General features: G+C 61.2%; 18 protein-coding genes and 1 pseudogene. 15 read left to right on the forward strand and 4 right to left on the reverse strand.

Annotated features, from left to right (window positions below; all coding sequences use genetic code 11):
• The first annotated feature begins 60 nt into the window (after positions 1 to 60).
• Positions 61 to 801: a response regulator gene (locus tag KGA83_RS14645; RefSeq protein WP_007978356.1), complete on the forward strand. Its 741-nt coding sequence runs from the start codon at positions 61 to 63 to the stop codon at positions 799 to 801.
• Positions 798 to 2,108, forward strand: coding sequence for an ATP-binding protein (locus KGA83_RS14650; RefSeq protein WP_223530009.1), 1,311 nt, complete (start codon positions 798 to 800; stop codon positions 2,106 to 2,108). Before KGA83_RS14645 ends, KGA83_RS14650 begins: the two co-directional genes overlap by 4 nt.
• A gap of 173 nt (positions 2,109 to 2,281) precedes the next feature.
• On the opposite strand, the gene KGA83_RS14655 is transcribed toward KGA83_RS14650, so the two are convergent.
• Positions 2,282 to 2,578, reverse strand: a complete 297-nt coding sequence (locus KGA83_RS14655) for a DUF1330 domain-containing protein (protein WP_108218052.1) — start codon at positions 2,576 to 2,578, stop codon at positions 2,282 to 2,284.
• Between the two features lie 70 nt (positions 2,579 to 2,648).
• Here KGA83_RS14655 and ribBA point away from each other — a divergent pair, with 70 nt between their 5' ends.
• The 6 genes from ribBA (at position 2,649) to KGA83_RS14685 (ending at position 10,010) form a co-directional block, all read left to right on the forward strand.
• Positions 2,649 to 3,758 carry a bifunctional 3,4-dihydroxy-2-butanone-4-phosphate synthase/GTP cyclohydrolase II gene (gene ribBA / locus KGA83_RS14660; RefSeq protein ID WP_108218051.1) on the forward strand — a complete coding sequence of 370 codons (1,110 nt, stop codon included), beginning with the start codon at positions 2,649 to 2,651 and terminating at the stop codon, positions 3,756 to 3,758.
• A 330-nt stretch (positions 3,759 to 4,088) separates the two neighbouring features.
• The gene (locus KGA83_RS14665) at positions 4,089 to 5,114 is read left to right on the forward strand and encodes an ABC transporter substrate-binding protein (RefSeq protein ID WP_108218049.1); all 1,026 of its coding nucleotides are present in this window, start codon (positions 4,089 to 4,091) and stop codon (positions 5,112 to 5,114) included.
• Positions 5,111 to 6,043: an ABC transporter permease gene (locus KGA83_RS14670; protein ID WP_177413235.1), complete on the forward strand. Its 933-nt coding sequence runs from the start codon at positions 5,111 to 5,113 to the stop codon at positions 6,041 to 6,043. The genes KGA83_RS14665 and KGA83_RS14670 overlap by 4 nt, the downstream gene beginning before the upstream one ends.
• 6 nt (positions 6,044 to 6,049) lie before the next feature.
• Positions 6,050 to 6,859 carry an ABC transporter permease gene (locus tag KGA83_RS14675; RefSeq protein ID WP_007976227.1) on the forward strand — a complete coding sequence of 270 codons (810 nt, stop codon included), beginning with the start codon at positions 6,050 to 6,052 and terminating at the stop codon, positions 6,857 to 6,859.
• Positions 6,860 to 6,875: 16 nt separating this feature from the next.
• Positions 6,876 to 8,030 carry an ABC transporter ATP-binding protein gene (locus tag KGA83_RS14680; RefSeq protein ID WP_108218047.1) on the forward strand — a complete coding sequence of 385 codons (1,155 nt, stop codon included), beginning with the start codon at positions 6,876 to 6,878 and terminating at the stop codon, positions 8,028 to 8,030.
• 264 nt (positions 8,031 to 8,294) lie between these two features.
• Positions 8,295 to 10,010 (forward strand): amidase, encoded by a 1,716-nt coding sequence (locus KGA83_RS14685; protein ID WP_223530010.1) that lies wholly within the window; start codon positions 8,295 to 8,297, stop codon positions 10,008 to 10,010.
• Between the two features lie 45 nt (positions 10,011 to 10,055).
• Here the strand turns inward: KGA83_RS14685 and KGA83_RS14690 are convergent, their stop codons facing one another.
• Positions 10,056 to 11,054 carry a bile acid:sodium symporter family protein gene (locus tag KGA83_RS14690; RefSeq protein ID WP_108218125.1) on the reverse strand — a complete coding sequence of 333 codons (999 nt, stop codon included), beginning with the start codon at positions 11,052 to 11,054 and terminating at the stop codon, positions 10,056 to 10,058.
• Between the two features lie 85 nt (positions 11,055 to 11,139).
• Here KGA83_RS14690 and KGA83_RS14695 point away from each other — a divergent pair, with 85 nt between their 5' ends.
• Positions 11,140 to 11,928, forward strand: a complete 789-nt coding sequence (locus KGA83_RS14695) for an AraC family transcriptional regulator (protein ID WP_108218124.1) — start codon at positions 11,140 to 11,142, stop codon at positions 11,926 to 11,928.
• A 170-nt stretch (positions 11,929 to 12,098) separates the two neighbouring features.
• Here the strand turns inward: KGA83_RS14695 and KGA83_RS14700 are convergent, their stop codons facing one another.
• Complete coding sequence (locus KGA83_RS14700) at positions 12,099 to 13,199, reverse strand: polyamine ABC transporter substrate-binding protein (RefSeq protein WP_223530011.1); 1,101 nt, start codon at positions 13,197 to 13,199, stop codon at positions 12,099 to 12,101.
• 536 nt (positions 13,200 to 13,735) lie between these two features.
• On the opposite strand from KGA83_RS14700, the gene KGA83_RS14705 reads away from it, so the two are divergent.
• Positions 13,736 to 14,356 (forward strand): glutathione S-transferase family protein, encoded by a 621-nt coding sequence (locus KGA83_RS14705; protein WP_108218044.1) that lies wholly within the window; start codon positions 13,736 to 13,738, stop codon positions 14,354 to 14,356.
• A 145-nt stretch (positions 14,357 to 14,501) separates the two neighbouring features.
• Here KGA83_RS14705 and KGA83_RS14710 read toward each other — a convergent pair whose 3' ends face one another.
• Positions 14,502 to 15,908, reverse strand: coding sequence for a purine-cytosine permease family protein (locus KGA83_RS14710; RefSeq protein WP_223530012.1), 1,407 nt, complete (start codon positions 15,906 to 15,908; stop codon positions 14,502 to 14,504).
• A 323-nt stretch (positions 15,909 to 16,231) separates the two neighbouring features.
• On the opposite strand from KGA83_RS14710, the gene KGA83_RS14715 reads away from it, so the two are divergent.
• From KGA83_RS14715 to KGA83_RS14735, 5 genes and pseudogenes are all read left to right on the forward strand, one after another.
• Complete coding sequence (locus KGA83_RS14715) at positions 16,232 to 16,717, forward strand: flavin reductase family protein (protein WP_008000480.1); 486 nt, start codon at positions 16,232 to 16,234, stop codon at positions 16,715 to 16,717.
• A 138-nt stretch (positions 16,718 to 16,855) separates the two neighbouring features.
• Positions 16,856 to 17,899 (forward strand): LLM class flavin-dependent oxidoreductase, encoded by a 1,044-nt coding sequence (locus KGA83_RS14720; protein WP_108218042.1) that lies wholly within the window; start codon positions 16,856 to 16,858, stop codon positions 17,897 to 17,899.
• 176 nt (positions 17,900 to 18,075) lie between these two features.
• Entirely contained in the window at positions 18,076 to 18,225 is a 150-nt protein-coding gene (locus tag KGA83_RS14725; RefSeq protein WP_177413230.1) for a hypothetical protein, read from the forward strand.
• Positions 18,226 to 18,315: 90 nt separating this feature from the next.
• Positions 18,316 to 18,993, forward strand: coding sequence for an isochorismatase family cysteine hydrolase (locus KGA83_RS14730; protein ID WP_223530014.1), 678 nt, complete (start codon positions 18,316 to 18,318; stop codon positions 18,991 to 18,993).
• 5 nt (positions 18,994 to 18,998) lie between these two features.
• A pseudogene (locus KGA83_RS14735) lies at positions 18,999 to 20,351 on the forward strand (purine-cytosine permease family protein).
• The last annotated feature ends 197 nt before the right edge of the window (positions 20,352 to 20,548 follow it).

Here is a 20,548-nt window from a genome sequence, read left to right on the forward strand (position 1 = left end):
CGAGCCCGCCCAGGCTCGATAGACTGTGCGGCATTCCCCATTTATCAGAGGTTTGGCCCAATGGATCATGTTGATCACATCCTCATCGTCGACGATGACCGCGAAATCCGCGAACTGGTGGGCAACTACCTGAAGAAGAACGGCCTGCGCACTACCGTCGTGGCGGATGGACGGCAGATGCGCGCTTTTCTGGAAACCACCCCGGTGGACCTGATCGTGCTCGACATCATGATGCCGGGGGACGATGGCTTGCTGTTGTGCCGCGAATTGCGCGCCGGCAAACACAAGACTACGCCAGTGCTGATGCTCACCGCCCGCAACGATGAAACCGATCGCATCCTCGGTCTGGAAATGGGCGCCGACGACTATCTGGTCAAGCCGTTCGCTGCCCGTGAACTGCTGGCGCGGATCAACGCGGTGCTGCGGCGCACCCGCATGCTGCCGCCGAACCTGGTAGTGACCGAAGCCAGCCGCTTGTTGGCCTTCGGCCGCTGGCGCCTGGACACCTCGGCCCGCCACCTGCTCGATGAAGACGGCACCATGGTGGCCCTGAGCGGTGCCGAATATCGATTGCTGCGGGTGTTTCTCGACCACCCGCAACGGGTGCTCAACCGCGATCAATTGCTCAACCTGACCCAGGGCCGCGACGCCGACCTGTTCGACCGCTCCATCGACTTGCTGGTCAGTCGCCTGCGCCAGCGCCTGCTGGATGACGCCCGCGAACCGGCCTACATCAAGACCGTGCGCAGCGAAGGCTATGTGTTCTCCCTGCCGGTGGAAATCCTGGGCGATCAATCATGACCCAGGCGCTACATTGGCCGCGGCCCCTGGCCTCGCGGCTGTCGCTGATTTTCCTGATCGGCCTGATCCTCGCCCAGGCGCTGTCCTTCGGTGCGCAATATTACGAGCGCTACGAATCCTCGAAAAACACCATGCTCGGCAACCTGGAAACCGACGTTTCCACCTCCGTTGCCATCCTCGACCGCTTGCCCGCCGATGAGCGAGCCGCTTGGCTCAAACAACTGGAGCGGCGCAATTACAGCTACATGCTCAATGAGGGTTCGTCGGGCACGCCCATCCGCACCGACATGCCCGATGCACCCATTGCCATTGCCTCGATCAAAGACGCCATCGGCCACGATTACCCGATGACCTTTACCGACATCCCCGGGCCGAAAAAACATTTTCAAGTGCACTTGAACCTGGCGGATGGCAGCCCGCTGACCATCGACGTCCGCCCGGCGATGGTCCCGTTGTCGCCCTGGCTGCCCATCGTGCTGCTCGGGCAACTGGCGCTGATGCTGGCCTGTTCCTGGCTGGCGGTCAGAATCGCCATCCGCCCCCTCACCCGTCTCGCCGGTGCCGTTGAAACCCTGGACCCCAACGCTCATCCCGTGCTCCTGGACGAAAAAGGCCCAACCGAAGTCGCCCACGCCGCCAAGGCCTTCAACTCGATGCAGGCACGCATCGCGGCGTACCTGAAGGAACGCATGCAGTTGCTCGCGGCGATTTCCCACGACCTGCAAACCCCGATCACCCGCATGAAACTGCGCGCCGAGTTCATGGACGACTCCAGCGAAAAAGACAAACTGTTGAACGATCTGGGCGAGATGGAACACCTGGTCCGCGAAGGTGTCGCCTACGCCCGCAGCATCCACGGCGCCACCGAAGAAAGCCGCCGCACCGACCTCGACTCGTTCCTCGACAGCCTGGTGTTCGACTACCAGGACATGGGCAAGGACGTGCAGCTCGAAGGCAAAAGCACCACCGTTATCGACACCCGCCCCCACGCCTTGCGCCGGGTGCTGGTCAACCTCACGGACAACGCATTGAAATTTGCCGGTGCTGCCGAGTTGCAAGTGGAAAAACAGGCCGATGGCAACCTGTCGATCAAGATCCTCGACCGCGGCCCGGGCATCGCCGAAGAAGAACTCAAGCAAGTGATGGAACCGTTCTATCGCGTTGAGAACTCCCGCAACCGCAGCACCGGCGGCACCGGGCTGGGACTGGCAATTGCCCAGCAATTGGCAATTGCCATTGGAGGGTCGTTGACCTTGAGCAATCGTGAAGGTGGCGGGTTGTGTGCGGAGCTGAAATTGCCGGGGTAGAAGTTTTCGGTTCGGGGGGGCGAGGAATGCCAGACCAGCTGTGAAGAATGGTTGGCTGGCAGGCCCTCATCGCGTCGAGTGCAACGAGGCTGCGATCTGTTGGCGTTATTCCTGACAAACAAGATCAAAAGATCGCAGCCTTCGGCAGCTCCTACAGGGTGATGCGGTGTTCGTTATGCCGGTGCCATACCTTCGACGATGATGACCTCTGCCACGGCCACCCCCTCACGGTACCCGCGCGCCTCCTGATATTGCTCGGACCGATAACAAGCCACCGCCTGCTCATAGGAATCAAACTCGATCACCACACTGCGCTGCGGCGTCGAGCGGCCTTCCATCGCCTCACTTCGCCCACCTCGCGCGAGAATCCGACCGCCGTACAGCGCAAACGCCTGCGGCGCCCGCCGGGTGTATTGGCTGTATTGATCGGGGTCGGTGACATCCACGTGAGCAATCCAGTACGCCTTCATAGTGACCTCTCGGTTTGTTTTGTATTATGGTATACCACATTACCAATCCAACAAATACCGAGACTCCAGCATGGCCTTCAACAGCATCGAAGAAATCATCGAAGATTACCGCCTCGGCAAAATGGTCCTGCTGGTGGACGATGAAGACCGGGAAAACGAAGGCGACCTGTTGCTGGCCGCCGATTGCTGCACACCCGAGGCGATCAGTTTCATGGCCCGTGAAGCCCGCGGCCTGATCTGCCTGACCCTGACCGACGAGCACTGCAAACGCCTGGGCCTGGAGCAGATGGTGCCAAGCAATGGCAGCGTGTTCAGCACTGCCTTCACCGTGTCCATCGAGGCCGCCGTCGGTGTGACCACCGGCATCTCCGCTGCGGATCGGGCATGCACTGTGGCCGCAGCCGTCGCCGCCCATGCCGGCCCCGCCGACATCGTGCAACCCGGCCATATCTTCCCGCTGCGCGCCCGGGAAGGCGGCGTGCTGACCCGTGCCGGCCATACCGAAGCCGGTTGCGACCTGGCCCGCCTGGCCGGCCATTCGCCCGCCTCGGTGATCGTCGAAGTGATGAACGACGACGGCACCATGGCCCGCCGTCCCGATCTGGAAGTGTTCGCACGCAAGCACGGGATCAAGATCGGCACCATCGCCGACCTGATCCACTATCGCCTGAGCACCGAACACACCATCGTGCGCATCGGTGAACGCGACCTGCCGACTGTACATGGCACCTTTCGTCTGATCACCTTTGAGGATCGCATCGAAGGCGGTGTCCACATGGCCATGGTCATGGGCGATTTGCGTCGCGAAGAGCCAACGCTAGTGCGGGTGCATGTGATTGACCCGTTGCGCGACCTGGTCGGCGCCGAATACAGCGGGCCGACCAACTGGACGTTGTGGGCCGCCTTGCAGCGCGTCGCCGCCGAAGGCCACGGCGTGGTGGTGGTGCTGGCCAATCACGAATCCTCGCAGGCGTTGCTCGAACGCGTACCGCAATTGACCCAGCCGCCACGGCAGTTCAGCCGTTCGCAGTCGCGGATTTATTCGGAAGTGGGCACTGGAGCGCAGATCCTGCAGAACCTGGGTATCGGCAAGCTGCGCCACCTCGGCCCGCCGCTGAAATATGCGGGCTTGACCGGGTATGACCTGGAAGTGGTGGAGAGTATTCCGTTCACCGCGTGATTTTGGGCTGAATGCAATTCCCCTGTGGGAGCGAGCCTGCTCGCGAAGACGGAGTGTCAGCCAATGAAGATGTCGAATGTACCGGCCTCTTCGCGAGCAGGCTCGCTCCCACAAGGGATGCATTGCCAGTCAAGCCCGGTTCAATCAACACATCCAAATAATCGTGTTTCGGCTGATAGCCGGTACGGCAAAATGCTTGCACAAAGCTTGGAATACCATAATATGATATTCCATAGACCGGACAGTCAGAACTGACTCGATGGACTTACTGCTCCCGATAGGCGGGCACTCGAAAGCCCCGCTCATAAACACAACAATGAGGGCGTGAAAATGGTGTTGAACAAACGTGCGACCGCGGTTCTTTTTGCCGGACTGCTGAGCGTGACCAGCCAGGCATTGCTGGCGGCTGAAAGCGTCAACTTCGTGAGTTGGGGCGGCAGCACCCAGGATGCGCAGAAGCAGGCCTGGGCCGACCCGTTCAGCAAGGCCAGCGGCATCTCCGTGGTGCAGGATGGCCCGACCGACTACGGCAAACTCAAGGCCATGGTCGAAAGCGGCAACGTGCAATGGGACGTGGTCGACGTCGAAGCCGACTTCGCCCTGCGCGCCGCCGCCGAAGGCTTGCTCGAACCCCTCGATTTCAAAGTCATAGAACGCGACAAGATCGACCCGCGCTTCGTCAGCGATCACGGCGTCGGTTCGTTCTTCTTCTCCTTCGTCCTCGGCTACAACGAAGGCAAGCTCGGCGCCAGCAAGCCTCAGGACTGGTCCGCGCTGTTCGACACCAAGACCTACCCTGGCAAACGCGCCCTGTACAAATGGCCAAGCCCTGGCGTGCTCGAACTGGCGCTGCTGGCCGATGGTGTGCCTGCCGACAAGCTCTACCCGCTGGACCTGGACCGCGCCTTCAAAAAACTCGACACCATCAAGAAAGACATCGTCTGGTGGGGTGGCGGCGCGCAGTCGCAGCAGCTGCTGGCCTCCGGTGAAGCGAGCATGGGCCAGTTCTGGAACGGCCGGATTCACGCCCTGCAAGAAGACGGCGCCCCGGTCGGCGTAAGCTGGAAGCAAAACCTGGTCATGGCCGACATCCTGGTCATTCCCAAGGGTTCGAAAAACAAGGACGCGGCGATGAAGTTCCTGGCCAACGCCAGCAGTGCCAAGGGCCAGGCGGACTTCTCCAACCTGACCGCCTACGCCCCGGTCAACGTCGACAGCGTGCAGCGCCTGGACTCAGTGCTGGCCCCAAACCTGCCGACCGCCTACGCAAAGGATCAGATCACTCTTGATTTCGCGTACTGGGCCAAGAACGGTCCGGCCATCGCGACACGGTGGAACGAATGGCTGGTCAAATGAAAATGACGGCAACCGCATCCCGTCCCTCCACGTCAGTCGGGAGCGCCCCAGGCGCTGCCGGCAAGGCGGCTACGATGACGCAATCGCCGAGCCTGGCCCAGCGCTGGCGCGGATCGGGCAACCTGATCCCCGCCCTGCTGTTCCTCGGCCTGTTCTTCCTCGCGCCGTTGATTGGCCTGCTGTTGCGCGGCGTGCTGGAACCGGTGCCGGGCCTGGGCAACTACGAGCAACTGTTCGCCAACTCGGCCTATGCCCGGGTCTTGCTCAACACCTTCTCGGTGGCCGGCCTGGTGACGCTGTTCAGCCTGCTGCTGGGCTTCCCGCTGGCCTGGGCGATCACCCTGGTGCCGCGTGGCTGGGGTCGCTGGATCCTGAACATCGTGCTGCTGTCGATGTGGACCAGCCTGCTCGCCCGCACCTACTCCTGGCTTGTGTTGCTGCAAGCCTCCGGGGTGATCAACAAGGCGCTGATGGCCATGGGCATCATCGATCAACCGCTGGAGATGGTGCACAACCTCACCGGCGTGGTGATCGGCATGAGCTACATCATGATCCCGTTCATCGTGCTGCCGTTGCAGGCGACCATGCAGGCCATCGACCCGATGATCCTGCAGGCAGGCTCCATCTGCGGCGCCAGCCCCTGGACCAACTTCTTCCGGGTGTTCCTGCCGCTGTGCCGGCCGGGGCTGTTCTCCGGCGGCCTGATGGTGTTCGTGATGTCCCTTGGTTACTACGTGACCCCGGCGCTGCTGGGCGGTGCGCAGAACATGATGCTGCCCGAGTTCATCATTCAGCAGGTGCAGTCGTTCCTCAATTGGGGCCTGGCGAGTGCCGGCGCCGCGTTGCTGATCGTGATCACGCTGGTGCTGTTCTACTTCTACCTGAAGCTCCAGCCGGAATCCCCGGTTGGCGCCAGCAACGCGAGGTAAGCCGTCATGCTCCTGACCCCCAATGCCATGAGCCGGCGCATGCGCTTCGGCCTGTATGCCACCACCGGGCTGATCGGGCTGTTCCTGCTGTTGCCGATCGTGTTCATCGTGCTGCTGTCGTTCGGCTCATCGCAATGGCTGGTGTTCCCGCCGCCGGGCTGGACACTGAAATGGTACGGCCAGTTCTTCTCCAACGCCGACTGGATGAACGCCGCCATGGCCAGCCTGAAAGTCGCGGTACTGACCACCTTCTTCGCCGTCGCTTTGGGCCTGCCCACCGCGTTCGCCCTGGTGCGTGGTCGCTTCCCCGGCCGGGAAATGCTCTACGGCCTGTTCACCCTGCCGATGATCGTGCCGCTGGTGATCATCGCCGTGGCGGTGTACGCGCTGTTCCTGAAACTCGGCTACACCGGGACCATGTTCGCGTTCGTGGTCAGCCACGTCATCGTCGCGTTGCCGTTCACCATCATCTCGATCATCAACTCGCTGAAGCTGTTCGATCAGTCGATCGAGGATGCGGCGGTGATCTGCGGCGCCTCGCGTCTGCAAGCGGTGTTCAAGGTGACCTTCCCGGCGATCCGTCCGGGCATGGTGGCCGGCGCCCTCTTCGCCTTTCTCGTCTCGTGGGATGAAGTGGTGTTGAGCGTGATGATGGCCAGCCCGACCCTGCAAACCCTCCCCGTGAAAATGTGGACCACCCTGCGCCAGGACCTGACGCCCGTGATCGCCGTCGCTTCGACGCTGCTGATCGGCCTCTCGGTGTTGGTCATGGTGATCGCCGCCGCTCTGCGCCGGCGCAACGAAATCAGCGCTTGAGCGCCAGGAGTACGACATGAGTGCAGTGATCAAAGATTCCGCGCAGCAAAATGACAAGCCCCTGGTCAGCCTGCGTAACCTGAACAAGCACTACGGCGACTTCGCCGCCGTGGACAACATCTCGCTGGACATCAAGGACGGTGAATTCCTCACCTTCCTCGGCTCCAGCGGCTCGGGCAAAAGCACCACGCTGTCGATGCTGGCCGGCTTCGAAACCCCGAGCAGCGGCGAGATCCTGGTCAACGGCCAGTCGCTGGTCAACGTGCCGCCGCACAAGCGCGACATCGGCATGGTGTTCCAGCGCTACTCACTGTTCCCGCATCTGTCGGTACGCGACAACATCGCCTTCCCGTTGGCCATCCGCAAACTGGCCACTGCCGAACGCGAGCGCCGGGTCGATGCGATGCTCAAGCTGGTGCAACTTGAGCAGTTCGCCCATCGCCGCCCTTCGCAACTGTCCGGTGGCCAGCAGCAACGAGTCGCTATCGCCCGCGCGTTGGTTTACGAACCACGCATCCTGCTGATGGACGAACCCCTCGGTGCACTGGACAAGAAACTGCGTGAAGACTTGCAGGATGAACTGCGCCAGCTGCATCGACGCCTGGGCATCACCATCGTCTACGTGACCCACGACCAGGAAGAAGCCATGCGCCTGTCCCAGCGCATTGCGATTTTCAGCCACGGCAAAATCGTCGGCCTGGGCAGCGGCTATGACCTGTACCAGAATCCGCCGAACGCCTTTGTCGCCTCGTTCCTCGGCAACTCGAACTTCCTCAAGCTCAAAGCCCAGGGTAATGCGGTGGCGAGCTTCGAAGGGCAGCCGTTGTCGATTCGCCTGACCGCAGGGTTGCAGACTGATCAAGATGTTTTGCTGATGGTGCGTCCGGAAAAAGCCTTGGCCTTGAGTGTCGAGCAAGCTGCGCAGGAACCCCTGGCCGCCGGCTGGAACGAAGTCTCGGCCAAGGTCGTGGAAGTGCTGTTTCTCGGCGAAAGCCAGACCTGCAGCGTGGTCACTGCGGGTGGCACCTCGATGACGGTCAAGGCACTGTCCGCCGCTGGCATGCCGCTCAAGGCCGGCGACCCGGTGCGGGTGCGCTGGGCCACCGCCGATGCCTGCGTCTACACCGAATGGGCTGAAAGCGACCTGAACAAGGCCGCCGGCGCTCACTGAGCCATTGGCCTGCGCGCGCGGGCCACTATAATGAGTCACCCTCGGGCCACCACAACGTCGGGTTGTGGTGGCCCTTTTTCTGTCGCCTGTAAGATAAATTGGACAACAGATTCCTATAATCCCGGTTTAATGCTAAATAGTGCTCAGTATTTTTAACACCCGACCCTGTCGTGCCACACAGTGCAACGAGAATAACGATATGAAAGTCCATTTCGAGAAAAGTGAAGTGTTTGGGACCCTCCACCAGCAAGCGGCGGTGGCAGCATGATCGAAGTTACCGAAGTTTCCATTGCCGAGCTGCGCGCCGCGCTCGAATCCGGCCAGACCACCTCGGTTGAACTGGTCCAGGCTTATCTCGCGCGGATCGACGCCTACGACGGCCCCGAAACGCCAACCGCGCTGAACGCGGTCGTGGTGCGCAACCCCGAGGCGCTCGCCGAAGCGCAGGCGTCCGACGCCCGTCGCGCCAAGGGCCAGACGCTGGGCCCGCTGGACGGCATCCCTTACACCGCCAAGGACAGCTATCTGGTCAAGGGCCTCACCGCTGCATCCGGCAGCCCGGCCTTCAAGGACCTGGTTGCCTATCGCGACGCGTTCACCATCGAGCGCCTGCGCGCTGGCGGGGCGATCTGCCTGGGCAAGACCAACATGCCGCCGATGGCCAACGGCGGGATGCAGCGCGGCGTCTACGGCCGTGCCGAGAGCCCGTACAACGCTGACTACCTCACCGCCCCTTTCGCCTCCGGTTCGTCGAACGGCGCGGGTACTGCCACTGCCGCGAGTTTCGCGGCCTTCGGCCTGGCGGAAGAAACCTGGTCGAGCGGTCGCGGACCGGCCTCGAACAATGGCTTGTGCGCCTACACCCCTTCGCGCGGAGTGATCTCGGTGCGCGGCAACTGGCCGTTGACCCCGACCATGGACGTGGTCGTGCCGTTTGCCCGGACCATGGCCGACCTGCTCGAAGTGCTCGACGTGGTGGTCGCCGATGACCCGGACACCCGTGGCGATCTGTGGCGCCTGCAACCCTGGGTGCCGATCCCGAGCTCGTCCCTGGTGCGCCCCAAATCCTACGCGGCGCTGGCCGCCAACAGCGATGCGCTCAAAGGCAAGAAGTTCGGCATTCCACGCATGTACATCAACGCCGACCCTGAAGCCGGCACCTCTGAAGCGCCAGGCATCGGTGGCCCGACCGGCCAACGCATCAACACCCGTCCTTCGGTGATCGGGCTCTGGGAACAGGCACGCAAGGCCCTCGAAGACGCAGGTGCCGAAGTGATCGACGTGGATTTCCCGCTGGTTTCCAATTGCGAAGGCGATCGTCCTGGCGCGCCGACCGTGTTCAATCGCGGCATCGTCTCCAAGGAATTTTTACACCATGAACTGTGGGACCTGACCGCCTGGGCGTTCGATGATTTCCTGCAGGCCAACGGCGACCCGAAACTCAACCGTCTGGTCGATGTCGACGGCCCGCAGATCTTCCCTCACGATCCGGGCACCCTGCCCAACCGCGAGGGCGACCTGGCCGCCGGCATGGACGAATACGTGCGCATGGCCGAACGCGGCATCACCCCGTGGGACCAGATCAGCACGTTGCCGGACGGCCTGCGCGGGCTGGAAAAGACCCGCAAGATCGATCTGGAAGACTGGATGGATCGCCTGGGCCTGGACGCAGTGCTGTTCCCGACCGTCGCCGATGTGGGCCCGGCGAATGCCGATGTCGATCCGCAATCGGCGGACATCGCCTGGAGCAACGGCGTATGGGTCGCCAACGGCAACCTCGCCATCCGCCACCTCGGCGTGCCGACGGTCACCGTGCCGATGGGCGTGATGCCGGACATCGGCATGCCGGTCGGCCTGACGTTTGCCGGGCGCGCCTATGACGACTCTTCGCTGCTGCACCTGGCATCGGCGTTCGAGTCGACCGGGAACAAACGCATGATCCCGCCGCGTACCCCGCCATTGGTCGCTGACAAGGGCTGACCGGTAAAACCGTGGCGGCTCACTCGAGCCGCCACGGCTGGCAAATCAAGGGTCAACCTGAGCCATCAGTTCCGGAATCGATTCCGGCCGCTTGGCAAAACGCTGCGCCAGCACCGCACAGACCATCAATTGAATCTGGTGGAACAGCATCAGCGGCAGGATCAGCACACCAATGGTGCTACCGGCAAACAGCACCTGGGCCATGGGCACGCCGGTTGCCAGGCTTTTCTTCGAACCGCAGAAGAGAATGGTGATGCGGTCTTCCTGGTTGAAGCCGAAGGCTTTGCCCAGTACGGTCGAGGCCACCAGCACCAGCGACAGGACCACGCAGCACGCCACCACCAGCCCGACCAGATCCAGCACTGGAATCTGCTGCCAGAGCCCCTCGATCACCGCCTCGCTGAACGCGCCGTAGACCACCAGCAAAATCGAACCCTGGTCAACGAACTTCAACCAGCTCTTGTTGCGCGCCACCCAGTTGCCGATCCAGCGCCGCGCGATTTGCCCGGCAATGAACGGCAGCAGCAGTTGCACGCTGATCTTGAGGATGGCGTCGAGGGTCGAGGTGCCTTCGCCGTGCACATTGAGCAGCAGGGTCACCAGCAATGGCGTGAGGAAAATCCCGAACAGGCTGGATGCTGCCGCGCTGCAAATCGCCGCCGGGATGTTGCCCCGTGCCAGCGAAGTAAAGGCAATCGCCGATTGCACCGTAGCGGGCAGCGCACACAGGTAAAGCATACCCATGTACAGGTCGTTGCCGATCAGCGGCGACAACAGCGGTTTTAGCGCCAGGCCGAGCAACGGAAACAGCACGAAGGTCAGGCTGAACACCAGAACATGCAGGCGCCAGTGCCCGGCACCGGCAATGATCGACTCGCGAGACAGCTTGGCGCCATGCAGGAAAAACAGCAGCGCAATGGCGATGTTGGTCAGCCAGCCAAAACCGACCGCGACCTGACCGCTGGCGGGCAGCAGGCTGGCGAGCGTCACCACGCCGATCAGGGTCAGGGTGAAGTTGTCGGGTAACAGACGGGGGCGGGTCATGGGTTTGGTCATCCGGGGGTTGCCAGTACGTGGAAGCGACTCTAACGTGACTGGATATTACCGACTAACGCCGATGAGCCAGCAGATGCCGCCTAAAGGACATGACAAAAGTATCCGGCGCAGTATTCCCGGGCTGTCCAGCCTGCCACGGCCACTCTACGGCCGTACCGAATCGCTGCCCAATCGCGCACTGACCCGGCGCCATAGCCATCCGTGGGTGCAGCTTTCCTATGCAATTCAGGGCGTGCTCGAAATACAGACCGGCGTCGGGCGTTTCGTCGCCCCGCCGGAGCGCGCGGTGTGGATTCCGGCGGGCATGCCGCACCGGGTATTCAGCTCGCCGCGCACGGAAATGCGCAGCCTGTACATCGACTGCAGCGTCTCGACGTGGGCGCAGCCGGGCTGTCATGTCTTGGGGGTCAGCGATTTGTTGCGCGAGTTGATCCGTGCCTTCAGTCAGGTTCCGGTGGAATACGATCAGAACGGTCCGCACGGTCGGTTGGCCCAGGTGATTCTGGATCAGTTGGCTGAGGCGCCGCAGATCGATTTGATGCTGCCCCTGCCCCAGGACAGCCGATTGCGGCAGATCGCTCAAAGCCTGGAGTCGCACCCGGAGCAACAGACCACGCTCAGTCACTGGAGCGACCAATTCGGCGTCACCGAGAAAACCCTCAGTCGCCTGTTCCTGCGCGACACCGGCCTGACCTTTCGCGCCTGGCGTCAGCGCTTGCGCCTGCTCGGCGCCCTGACGCCACTGGAACAGGGCGAGCGGGTGACCGATGTCGCATTGGCTTGTGGCTACGACTCGACGTCGGCGTTTATCGCGGCCTTCCGACAACAGTTCGGCGAAACACCGGGGGAGTTTTTTCGCTGAGTCCTGCACAGAGCCATGGATGTACACAAAACCTGTAGGTGCGAGCCTGCTCGCGAAGGCGGTGGATCAGTCGACACATGCATTGACTGACACTACGCCTTCGCGAGCAGGCTCGCTCCCACAGTTTTTTGTGTCGAGCACAGGTTTTGTGTACACCCATACTCCCTGTGTTACTGATCGGACTTGATGCTGGTCCACACGCGCGTGCGCACTCGCTCGAGCTTTTGCGGCAATGGCTGCACGACGTACAGCGTCTTCAATGCCTCGCTGGTCGGTGTCAGATTCGGGTTGCCGGTGATGTCCTTGTCGATCAGCGCCAGCGAGTCCTTGTTGGCATTCGGGTAACCGAGGAAGTCGCTGATCGGCGCGATGACTTTCGGGTCCAGCAGGTTGTTGAGGAATTCGTGGGCCTCGGTGACGTTCTTCGCGCTTTTCGGAATGGCGAAGGTGTCGAACCAGATCGGCGCGCCTTCTTTCGGCAGGCGCCAGTCGACGACCACGCCGTTGCCCGCCTCTTTGGCGCGATTGCCGAATTGATAGAAGCTGCCGGAGTAACCGATGGCCACGCAGATATCGCCATTGGCAATGTCGGTCATGTACTTGGCGGAGTTGAAGTAGGTGACGTAAGGGCGAACCTTGAGCATCAGCGCCTTGGCTTTTTCGTAGTCATCGGGGTTCTGGCTATTCGGGTCCAGCCCCAGGTAATGCAGGGCCAGCGGCAGGATCTCCGACGGCGAGTCGAGCATGGCGACGCCACAGGCCTTGAGCTTCTCCATGTTCTCGGGCTTGAACACCAGGTCCCAGCTGTCCACCGGCGCATTCTCGCCCAGCGCCGCCTTGACCTTGGCCGGGTTGAAGCCGATCAGCACGGTGCCGTACATGTAGGGCACGCCGTACAGGTTGCCCGGGTCGTTCTTGTCCAGCAGCTTGAGCAGGGCCGGGTCCTGGTGCGACCAATTCGGCAACCTGGACTTGTCGAGTTTCTGGAACACGCCCGCCTTGATCTGGGTTTCGATGAACTGGTTCGATGGCACCACCAAGTCGTAGCCCGAGTTGCCGGTCAGCAGCTTGGCTTCCAGGGACTCGTTGGTGTCGAAGGTGTCCCAGGTCACCTTGATCCCGGTGTCCCTGGCGAAATCCTTGGGCACGGACGGCAGGATGTAGTCCGCCCAGTTGTACACCCGCAATTCTTGCTGTTCGGCGTGCACCGCGCTGGCCAGCAGCGACAGTCCGCAAACGCTGGCGCCCAGTATGCGTTTCATTGAGTCCATGGATCATTTCCCCAAGTGTGGCGTGAGTTGGATGGTTTTTATGTTCTGTACACGGCAGCGATCTTGAAAATAGCCAAGGGTAAGGAAGTGAAGCTTCTGGTTGTGATTTGACCTTGGGTTGCCGACTCGGCAACCCGCGTCTGATTCTTGCTGACGGCGGCGCCGGCTCACAGTGTGAGGCAGGCCAAAAGGAGATCGATGCGGCCAAAATACCTGTCCGCCTTGATCGGTGCAGTGGGGCAATCAATCCCCGGTAAGTCCAGACTGCCGATGCCTGCGCAGCCTGTTTACTGCCTATTACGCATTACACCAATAACAAGATCGCGAGGCTTCGATGAATGGCTTGTGAAACGCTTGAAACATTTCAAGAGGCTATTATCAAACGCAGTGAAAGTAGTTTTCGTGGGGGGATAAGGCTTGTCGCGCAGGGGTATGGACGATCACTGTTTTTGCATATCGGTGCGGCGGATTTTCATCAGACTGACATCATTGGCAGTGTTCCGTGGCTGCCTGTGTCCCGACAAGAGCAATGACCCATGAACGATCAAATCGAACTGTACGGCGCCAACACCGGCAACAGCCTGCGGGCCGCGATTGCCCTGGAAGAATCCGGCATCGCCTACACCGCACGCAGGCTCGACCTGTATGCGAAGGAACACCATGGCCCGGCCTTCCTGGCGCTGAACCCGGCCGGAAAAGTCCCGACCCTGATCGACCACGGGACCACGCCGGCGCTGATCATCAATCAGTCCAACGCCATCATCCAGTACGCCGATGCCAAGGCGCCGGGACGACTGGCGCCGGCGCAGCCCGGACCTGAGCGTATCCGGGTGATTGACCGCTATTTCTTTTTCGTGACCGATGTCATCGCCCCCAGCCATGCCGCGTTTTTTCTGCACCAGGCGGGGCAAGACAAGGCGGCGGCGATCATCGATCTGCGGGTGATCGAGCAACTGACCTACGCGGAAAGTTTTTTGACGGACGAATTCATGGCCGGAGCGCAGTTCTCCATGGCCGACATTTCGGCGTTCACCATCGTCACAGCGTTCCGTGACCGGCTGGAATGGAAAGAGCTTGCGCAACTTTCGCGCTGGTTCGACACGGTCGAAGCCAGGCCGGCGGTACAACGCGGCCTGAATGTGTTCAAGCAAACCTGAGCGGTCGATGTGCTGACGCTTATGTAGGAGCGAGCCCTGCTCGCGAAGGACTCAAGTGCGCCGCGTTTAACCGGTAAGCACGCGTTATCGTTGACGTCCATCGCGAGCAGGCTCGCTCCTACATAAGCGTCAGCATTCCATTAGATCAGTCGGTGTAGCCGAGCTCCACCGAACGGCTTTCCTGCGCCTGGCTTCGCGTAGCGAGGCAGTAATACAACGGACACGTCACCACCAGCCCCACCAGCCACGACAGGTCCGCGCCGTCCACCAGATTGGCGTACGGTCCGACATACAGCGACGTATTGGCGAATGGCAACTGCACGATGATGCCGATGAAGTAAGCGATGATCGCGTGCAGGTTGAGGCGACCGTAGATGCCGCCGTCAGCGCGGAAGATCGAAGCGATGTCATAGCGACGACGCTTGATCAGGTAAAAGTCGATCAGGTTGATCGAGGCCCACGGCACCAACACCAGCAACAGCGCCAGAATCAGGCCGATGAACTGCGAAATGAAATCCGCCGAGGCACCCAGCGCCACCACGCAGCAACCCGCCAGCACGATGCCCGACAACACCACGCGCACCTGGATGCTCGGCGTCCACTGGCTGGCGAAGGTCTGGATCGAAGTGATGATCGACAACACCGCGCCATACAGATTCAAGGCGTTGTGGCTGATAATGTTGAGCAGGAACAGCACCATCAGTATCGGCCCCAGCCAACCGGTGGACTGCTTGACCGCCGCCATCGCCTCGGTGCCTTCCGGGGTTGCCAGTACCGCCACGGCGCCGAAGGTGAACGACAGGATCGTGCCCAGGGTCGCCCCCAGGTAGGTGGCGAAGAACGGCCGGGTGATGCCGATGTCCGCCGGCAGGTAACGCGAGTAGTCCGACACATACGGCGAGAAGCTGATCTGCCAGATGATGCCCAGCGACACCGTGGCCAGCCAGCCGGACAGGTTGAAGCCGCCGCGGGTGAAGAAGTCCGCCGGCAGGTCATGGGCAAAGATGTAGAGGAAGCCGGCGAGCAACGCGCTGCCCATGACCCAGGTGCCGATGCGGTTGAGGGTATGGATGAAGCGATAACCGATCACCCCGATGGCCGTGGCACTGAGGGCACCGATGAGAATGCTGGCCGGCACCGGAACCGACGGCGCAATGCCGACAATCGATTTACCCGCCAGCACGATGTTGGAAATGAAGAAACCGATGTAGATCAACGCCGCGAAGAACACGATCAGCAGCGCGCCGTAGCGGCCGAACTGACCACGGCTCTGCACCATCTGCGGAATGCCCATGCACGGCCCTTGGGCGGACGCGAGGGCAATCACCACACCGCCGACCATGTGCCCGAGCGCAATCGCCAGCAGACCCCAGAACAGGTTGAGGTGGAACACCTGGACCACCATGGCGCCGGTGACGATGGGCAGTGGAGCAATGTTGGTGCTGAACCACAGGGTGAAAAGATCGCGGGCCTTCCCGTGGCGCTCTGAGAGTGGAACATAGTCGACCGTGTGGTTCTCGATCAACGGATCTTGCCGGGACATCTGGGACATATGCATGAACTCGAGTTTGTCTGTTCTTATCTTTGTATGAAGCCAAACCGGGGGGACTCTATGGCCGCCCCTCAGATGCAAACCATATTATGGTATTCCAAACTTTAAACAAGACTGATCCGGTCTTTGAACAAGCATCTGAGCCGGCATCCTGCCCGAATCACGCCAACACTGGCTAGCTGAAAGCCCCGTAATCATTGGGTTTTCAACGAACACTTTACGTTTATCGGTTCACCTAAAAAGACCTTGCAATAGATGTATTACGGTATACCATCAGACCTACAAACACATAAAAACGCGTCACACCATCCGAGGACCCTCCAATGATCGATGCCGCCATCTACAAACAAGTCATGGGTTCGTTCCCGTCCGGAGTGACCGTGATTACCACTCTGGATGACGACGGGCAAATCGTCGGCCTGACCGCCAGCGCCTTCAGCTCGCTGTCGATGGACCCGGCCCTGGTGCTGTTCTGCCCGAACTACAGTTCCGATTCCTACCCGGTCCTGATCAAGAACAAACGTTTTGCCATCCACGTGCTGTCCGGCGGCCAGCAAAACGAAGCCTATGCTTTCGCACGCAAAGGCAAGGACAAGGCCCAGGGGATCGAGTGGACGCTCAGCGAGTTGGGCAACCCGATCCTGGCCAACGCCACGGCGGTCATCGAATGTGAGTTGTGGCGCGAATATGAAGGCGGTGACCACGCGATCATGGTCGGCGCCGTGAAAAACCTGATCGTGCCCCGGCAGAGCAGCGGGCCGCTGGTGTATTGCCACGGCAAGATGGGCGCTTTACCGGTCCTGGCCTGATCTTCGGTACCACGCACTCCCACAGGTTGCTTACTGACCAGAGAGAAATGTTTTTGCAGACAGTTTGTATTATGGTATACCAACAATCAACAGGCCCGCGATCGACTGGCCGACAACAATAGATCCGAGGTAAGCGTCATGAAGTTTTCCCTGTTCGTACACATGGAACGTTGGGACGAAAGCGTCAGCCACCGCCAGTTGTTCGAAGACCTGACCGAACTGACCCTGATGGCCGAAGCCGGCGGTTTCAGCACCGTATGGATCGGCGAACACCACTCCATGGAATACACCATCTCGCCAAGCCCGATGCCGCTGCTGGCTTATCTGGCGGGCAAGACCACCACCATTCACCTGGGCGCCGGCACCATCATCGCGCCGTTCTGGCATCCGCTGCGGGTGGCCGGTGAATGCGCGTTGCTCGACGTGATCAGCAACGGGCGCATGGAAGTCGGTCTGGCCCGTGGTGCCTACCAGATCGAGTTCGACCGCATGGCCGGCGGCATGCCAGCGTCCTCCGGCGGCCAGGCGTTGCGGGAAATGGTCCCGGTGGTGCGCGCGCTGTGGAACGGCGACTACGCCCACGACGGCGACATCTGGAAATTCCCGACCTCCACCAGCGTGCCCAAGCCGATCCAGCAGCCGAACCCGCCGATGTGGATCGCCGCCCGCGACCCGGACTCGCACAACTTCGCCGTGGCCAACGGCTGCAACGTCATGGTCACGCCGTTGATGAAAGGCGACGAGGAAGTCCTCGACCTGAAGAACAAATTCCAGGCTGCGCTGGACAACAATCCTGGCGTGCCGCGCCCGCAATTGATGGTGCTGCGTCACACCCACGTGCACACCGCTGACGATCCAGAAGGCTGGCAAGTCGGGGCCAAGGCGATCTCGAAGTTCTACCGCACCTTCGATGCCTGGTTCGGCAACAAAAGCACCCCGGTCAACGGTTTCCTCGCGCCGAGCCCGGAAGAGAAATTCGCCGGTCGCCCCGAGTTCGAACTGGAAAGCCTGCACAAGACCGCCATGATCGGCACCCCGGAAGAAATCATTCCGCGCATCAAGTACTACCAGGAACTGGGGGTCGACGAATTCAGCTTCTGGTGCGATAACAGCCTGCCCCATGCGCAGAAGAAAAAATCCCTGGAACTGTTCATCAAGCACGTGGTGCCAGCGTTCCGCTGATTGCGCCGCCCTGCGACATCAACTGTAGGAGCGAGCTTGCTCGCGATGGACGCCAACGATAACGCGCGGCGTCTGAATGACCGAGTTGTCCAGAAGTTTTTCGCGAGCAAGCTCGCTCCTACAGGTATGCATTTGTCCTGTGGGAGCAGGCGTTCCCACGAGGGTCGATTCCAATGATGACTGGTCGTCTCCCATTACTCGCCCTTCCCTCCGGCGCCGCGCGGGCCTACCTGCGCGGTGAATGGACCGCTTCGCACCTGCATTTCAAGCGCCTGCGCGCCAGCGTTTCGGCCAAGCAGAACGGCTTCTGGCAAATAGTTCACTGAGCCCACCCGAACAGCCAATCACGCACCCCGCGTCCCGCCATTGCATGGCGCGTACGGTGCATCGTGTTTCGCCTTGATCAGGTTTGCCCAATGAACAATAACAACGCGCTGTTGATCATCGACATGCAGCAGGAGGACGGTTTTGTCCTCGAAAACTTCGACCAGGTGGTCGCCCATACCGCCGCCCTGCTCGATACCGCCCGCCATCAGCGGATGCCTGTCATCTATACCCGCCACATCAATCAGGCCGACGGCAGTGACCTGCCCCACGGCGAACCTCTGGCCGCCGACGGTGGCCCCGGCAGTTACCGAGCCGGCACCCGGCAGGTGGAAATCATCGAGTCGCTGACGCCGCAGCCCGGTGAATTGATCATCGACAAGGGCCGTTACAGTGCCTTTCACCGCACCGACCTCGACGCCCGACTCAAGGCAATGGTGGTCGACACGCTGATCGTCTGTGGCGTGTTGACCGACGTCTGCGTGCTCACCAGCGTGTTCGATGCCTTCGCCCTGGGCTATCGCGTGCGCCTGGTCAACGATGCCTGCACCACGACCACAGAGGCTGGGCACTACTCGGCCCTGCTGATCATGACCAACTGGGTCTATTCGCTGGAAATCCTCACCACGGCCGAGTGCCTGCGCGCCCTGCAACAACTCCATTACATCAGCCTGATCCCCGAGCGTCCGGACCTGTTTGCCCACCAGCCCCATGAGCTGCCCGGCACCATCGCCCGTCTGCAATCCCGTCTCGTCCGGACTCAGGAGTGATCGCCATGCAAGTCGAAAAAAGAAGCATCGATTTCATCCCCGAAACCGAACGCCACGGCAAGCCGGGTTCGCTGTTCCATATCTGGTTCGGCGCCAACATGAACATCACCACCATCGCCTCCGGCGTGTTGCCGGTGGTGATGGGGCTCAACCTGTTCTGGAGTGCGCTGGCAATCATCGTCGGCTCGTTGCTGGGGGCGATTTTCATGGCCTCGCACTCGGCACAGGGACCGAAGCTGGGCATTCCGCAAATGATCCAGAGCCGGGCGCAATTCGGCGTGTTGGGGGCGGTGTTGCCGCTGCTGTTCGTGATGCTGATCTACCTGGGTTTCTTCGTCAGCAACACCTTGCTCGCGGCCCAGGCGCTGGAGTCGGTCAGCCCGCTGCCGATGTCCGGCAATATCTACCTGATCGGCGCGTTGTGCTTCGTCGTCGCGCTCTATGGCTATCGGTTGATTCACCGCTTGCAGAAGCTGCTGTCGATTCTGTCGCTGGTGGTGTTCGTGGCGGCCACGGTGCTCGCCTTGCAGTTGCCGATCCCCGCCGAACAATGGCTGCCAACCGGCTTCTCGTTGTCGAAGTTCCTGGTGGCGGTGAGCATTGCCGTGACCTGACAACTGTCCTACGCGCCTTACGTCGCCGACTACTCGCGCTACCTGCCGAGCAACACGCCGAGCACCCAGGTGTTCTGGTACAGCTACGCCGGCACGGTCAGCGGTGGTGCGTGGATGATGATTCTCGGAGCGATCCTGAGCGTCGGCATCGGCGATTTTTCCAGCAACGTCGGCGGGCATGTCGCCGGTCTGTTCGGCGCTGGCGCGGTGCTGCTGTTCGCCTTCATCGTCTACGGCCAGGTGTCGATCAACGTGTTCAACCTGTACGGCGCGTTCATGTCGACCATCACCGTGATCGAACCTTTCGCCCGGCTCAAGGTGACCCCGCGAGTACGCGGTGTGTTCATGCTGCTGATCAGCCTCGTGGCCACGGCCCTGTGCACCATCAGTCAGGACGACTTCATCAACTTCTTCCTCAACTTCATCTTCTTCATGAGCTACTTCCTGATCCCGTGGACGGCGATCAATCTGGTGGACTACTACTGCCTGCGCAAAGGCCAGTACCGGATTGACGACATCTTCGACCTGAACGGGATCTACGGGCGCATCAACCGGATTGCCTGCGGCAGTTTCCTGCTGGCGATTGCCGTGGAAATTCCGTTCATGAACACCACATTGTACGTCGGCCCGGTGGCCACGGCGCTGGACGGGGTGGACCTGGCGTGGATCGTCGGGTTGCTGGTGCCAGCGTTGAGTTATTACTGGCTGATGAAAATGACCACGCGCGTCAGCGTGCCAGCGTAGTAGTCAGCATTTGACGGCATAAAAGATCGCAGCCTGCGGCAGCTCCTACAAATGCAAGGCGTACATCCCCGTAGGAGGGGCCGCCTCGTCTTCGACGCCGCGCTGTCGCGCAGCAAACTGAGGGAGCTAGAGTTGAAGAGCGTGCGCGGGGCAGAGACCGTCATTAGCACTGGTGTGACAGCACCCGAGTAGGAGAG

It is taken from the genome of Pseudomonas sp. GL-R-19 (assembly GCF_019956375.1).
In the GTDB taxonomy this organism is placed as follows: domain Bacteria; phylum Pseudomonadota; class Gammaproteobacteria; order Pseudomonadales; family Pseudomonadaceae; genus Aquipseudomonas.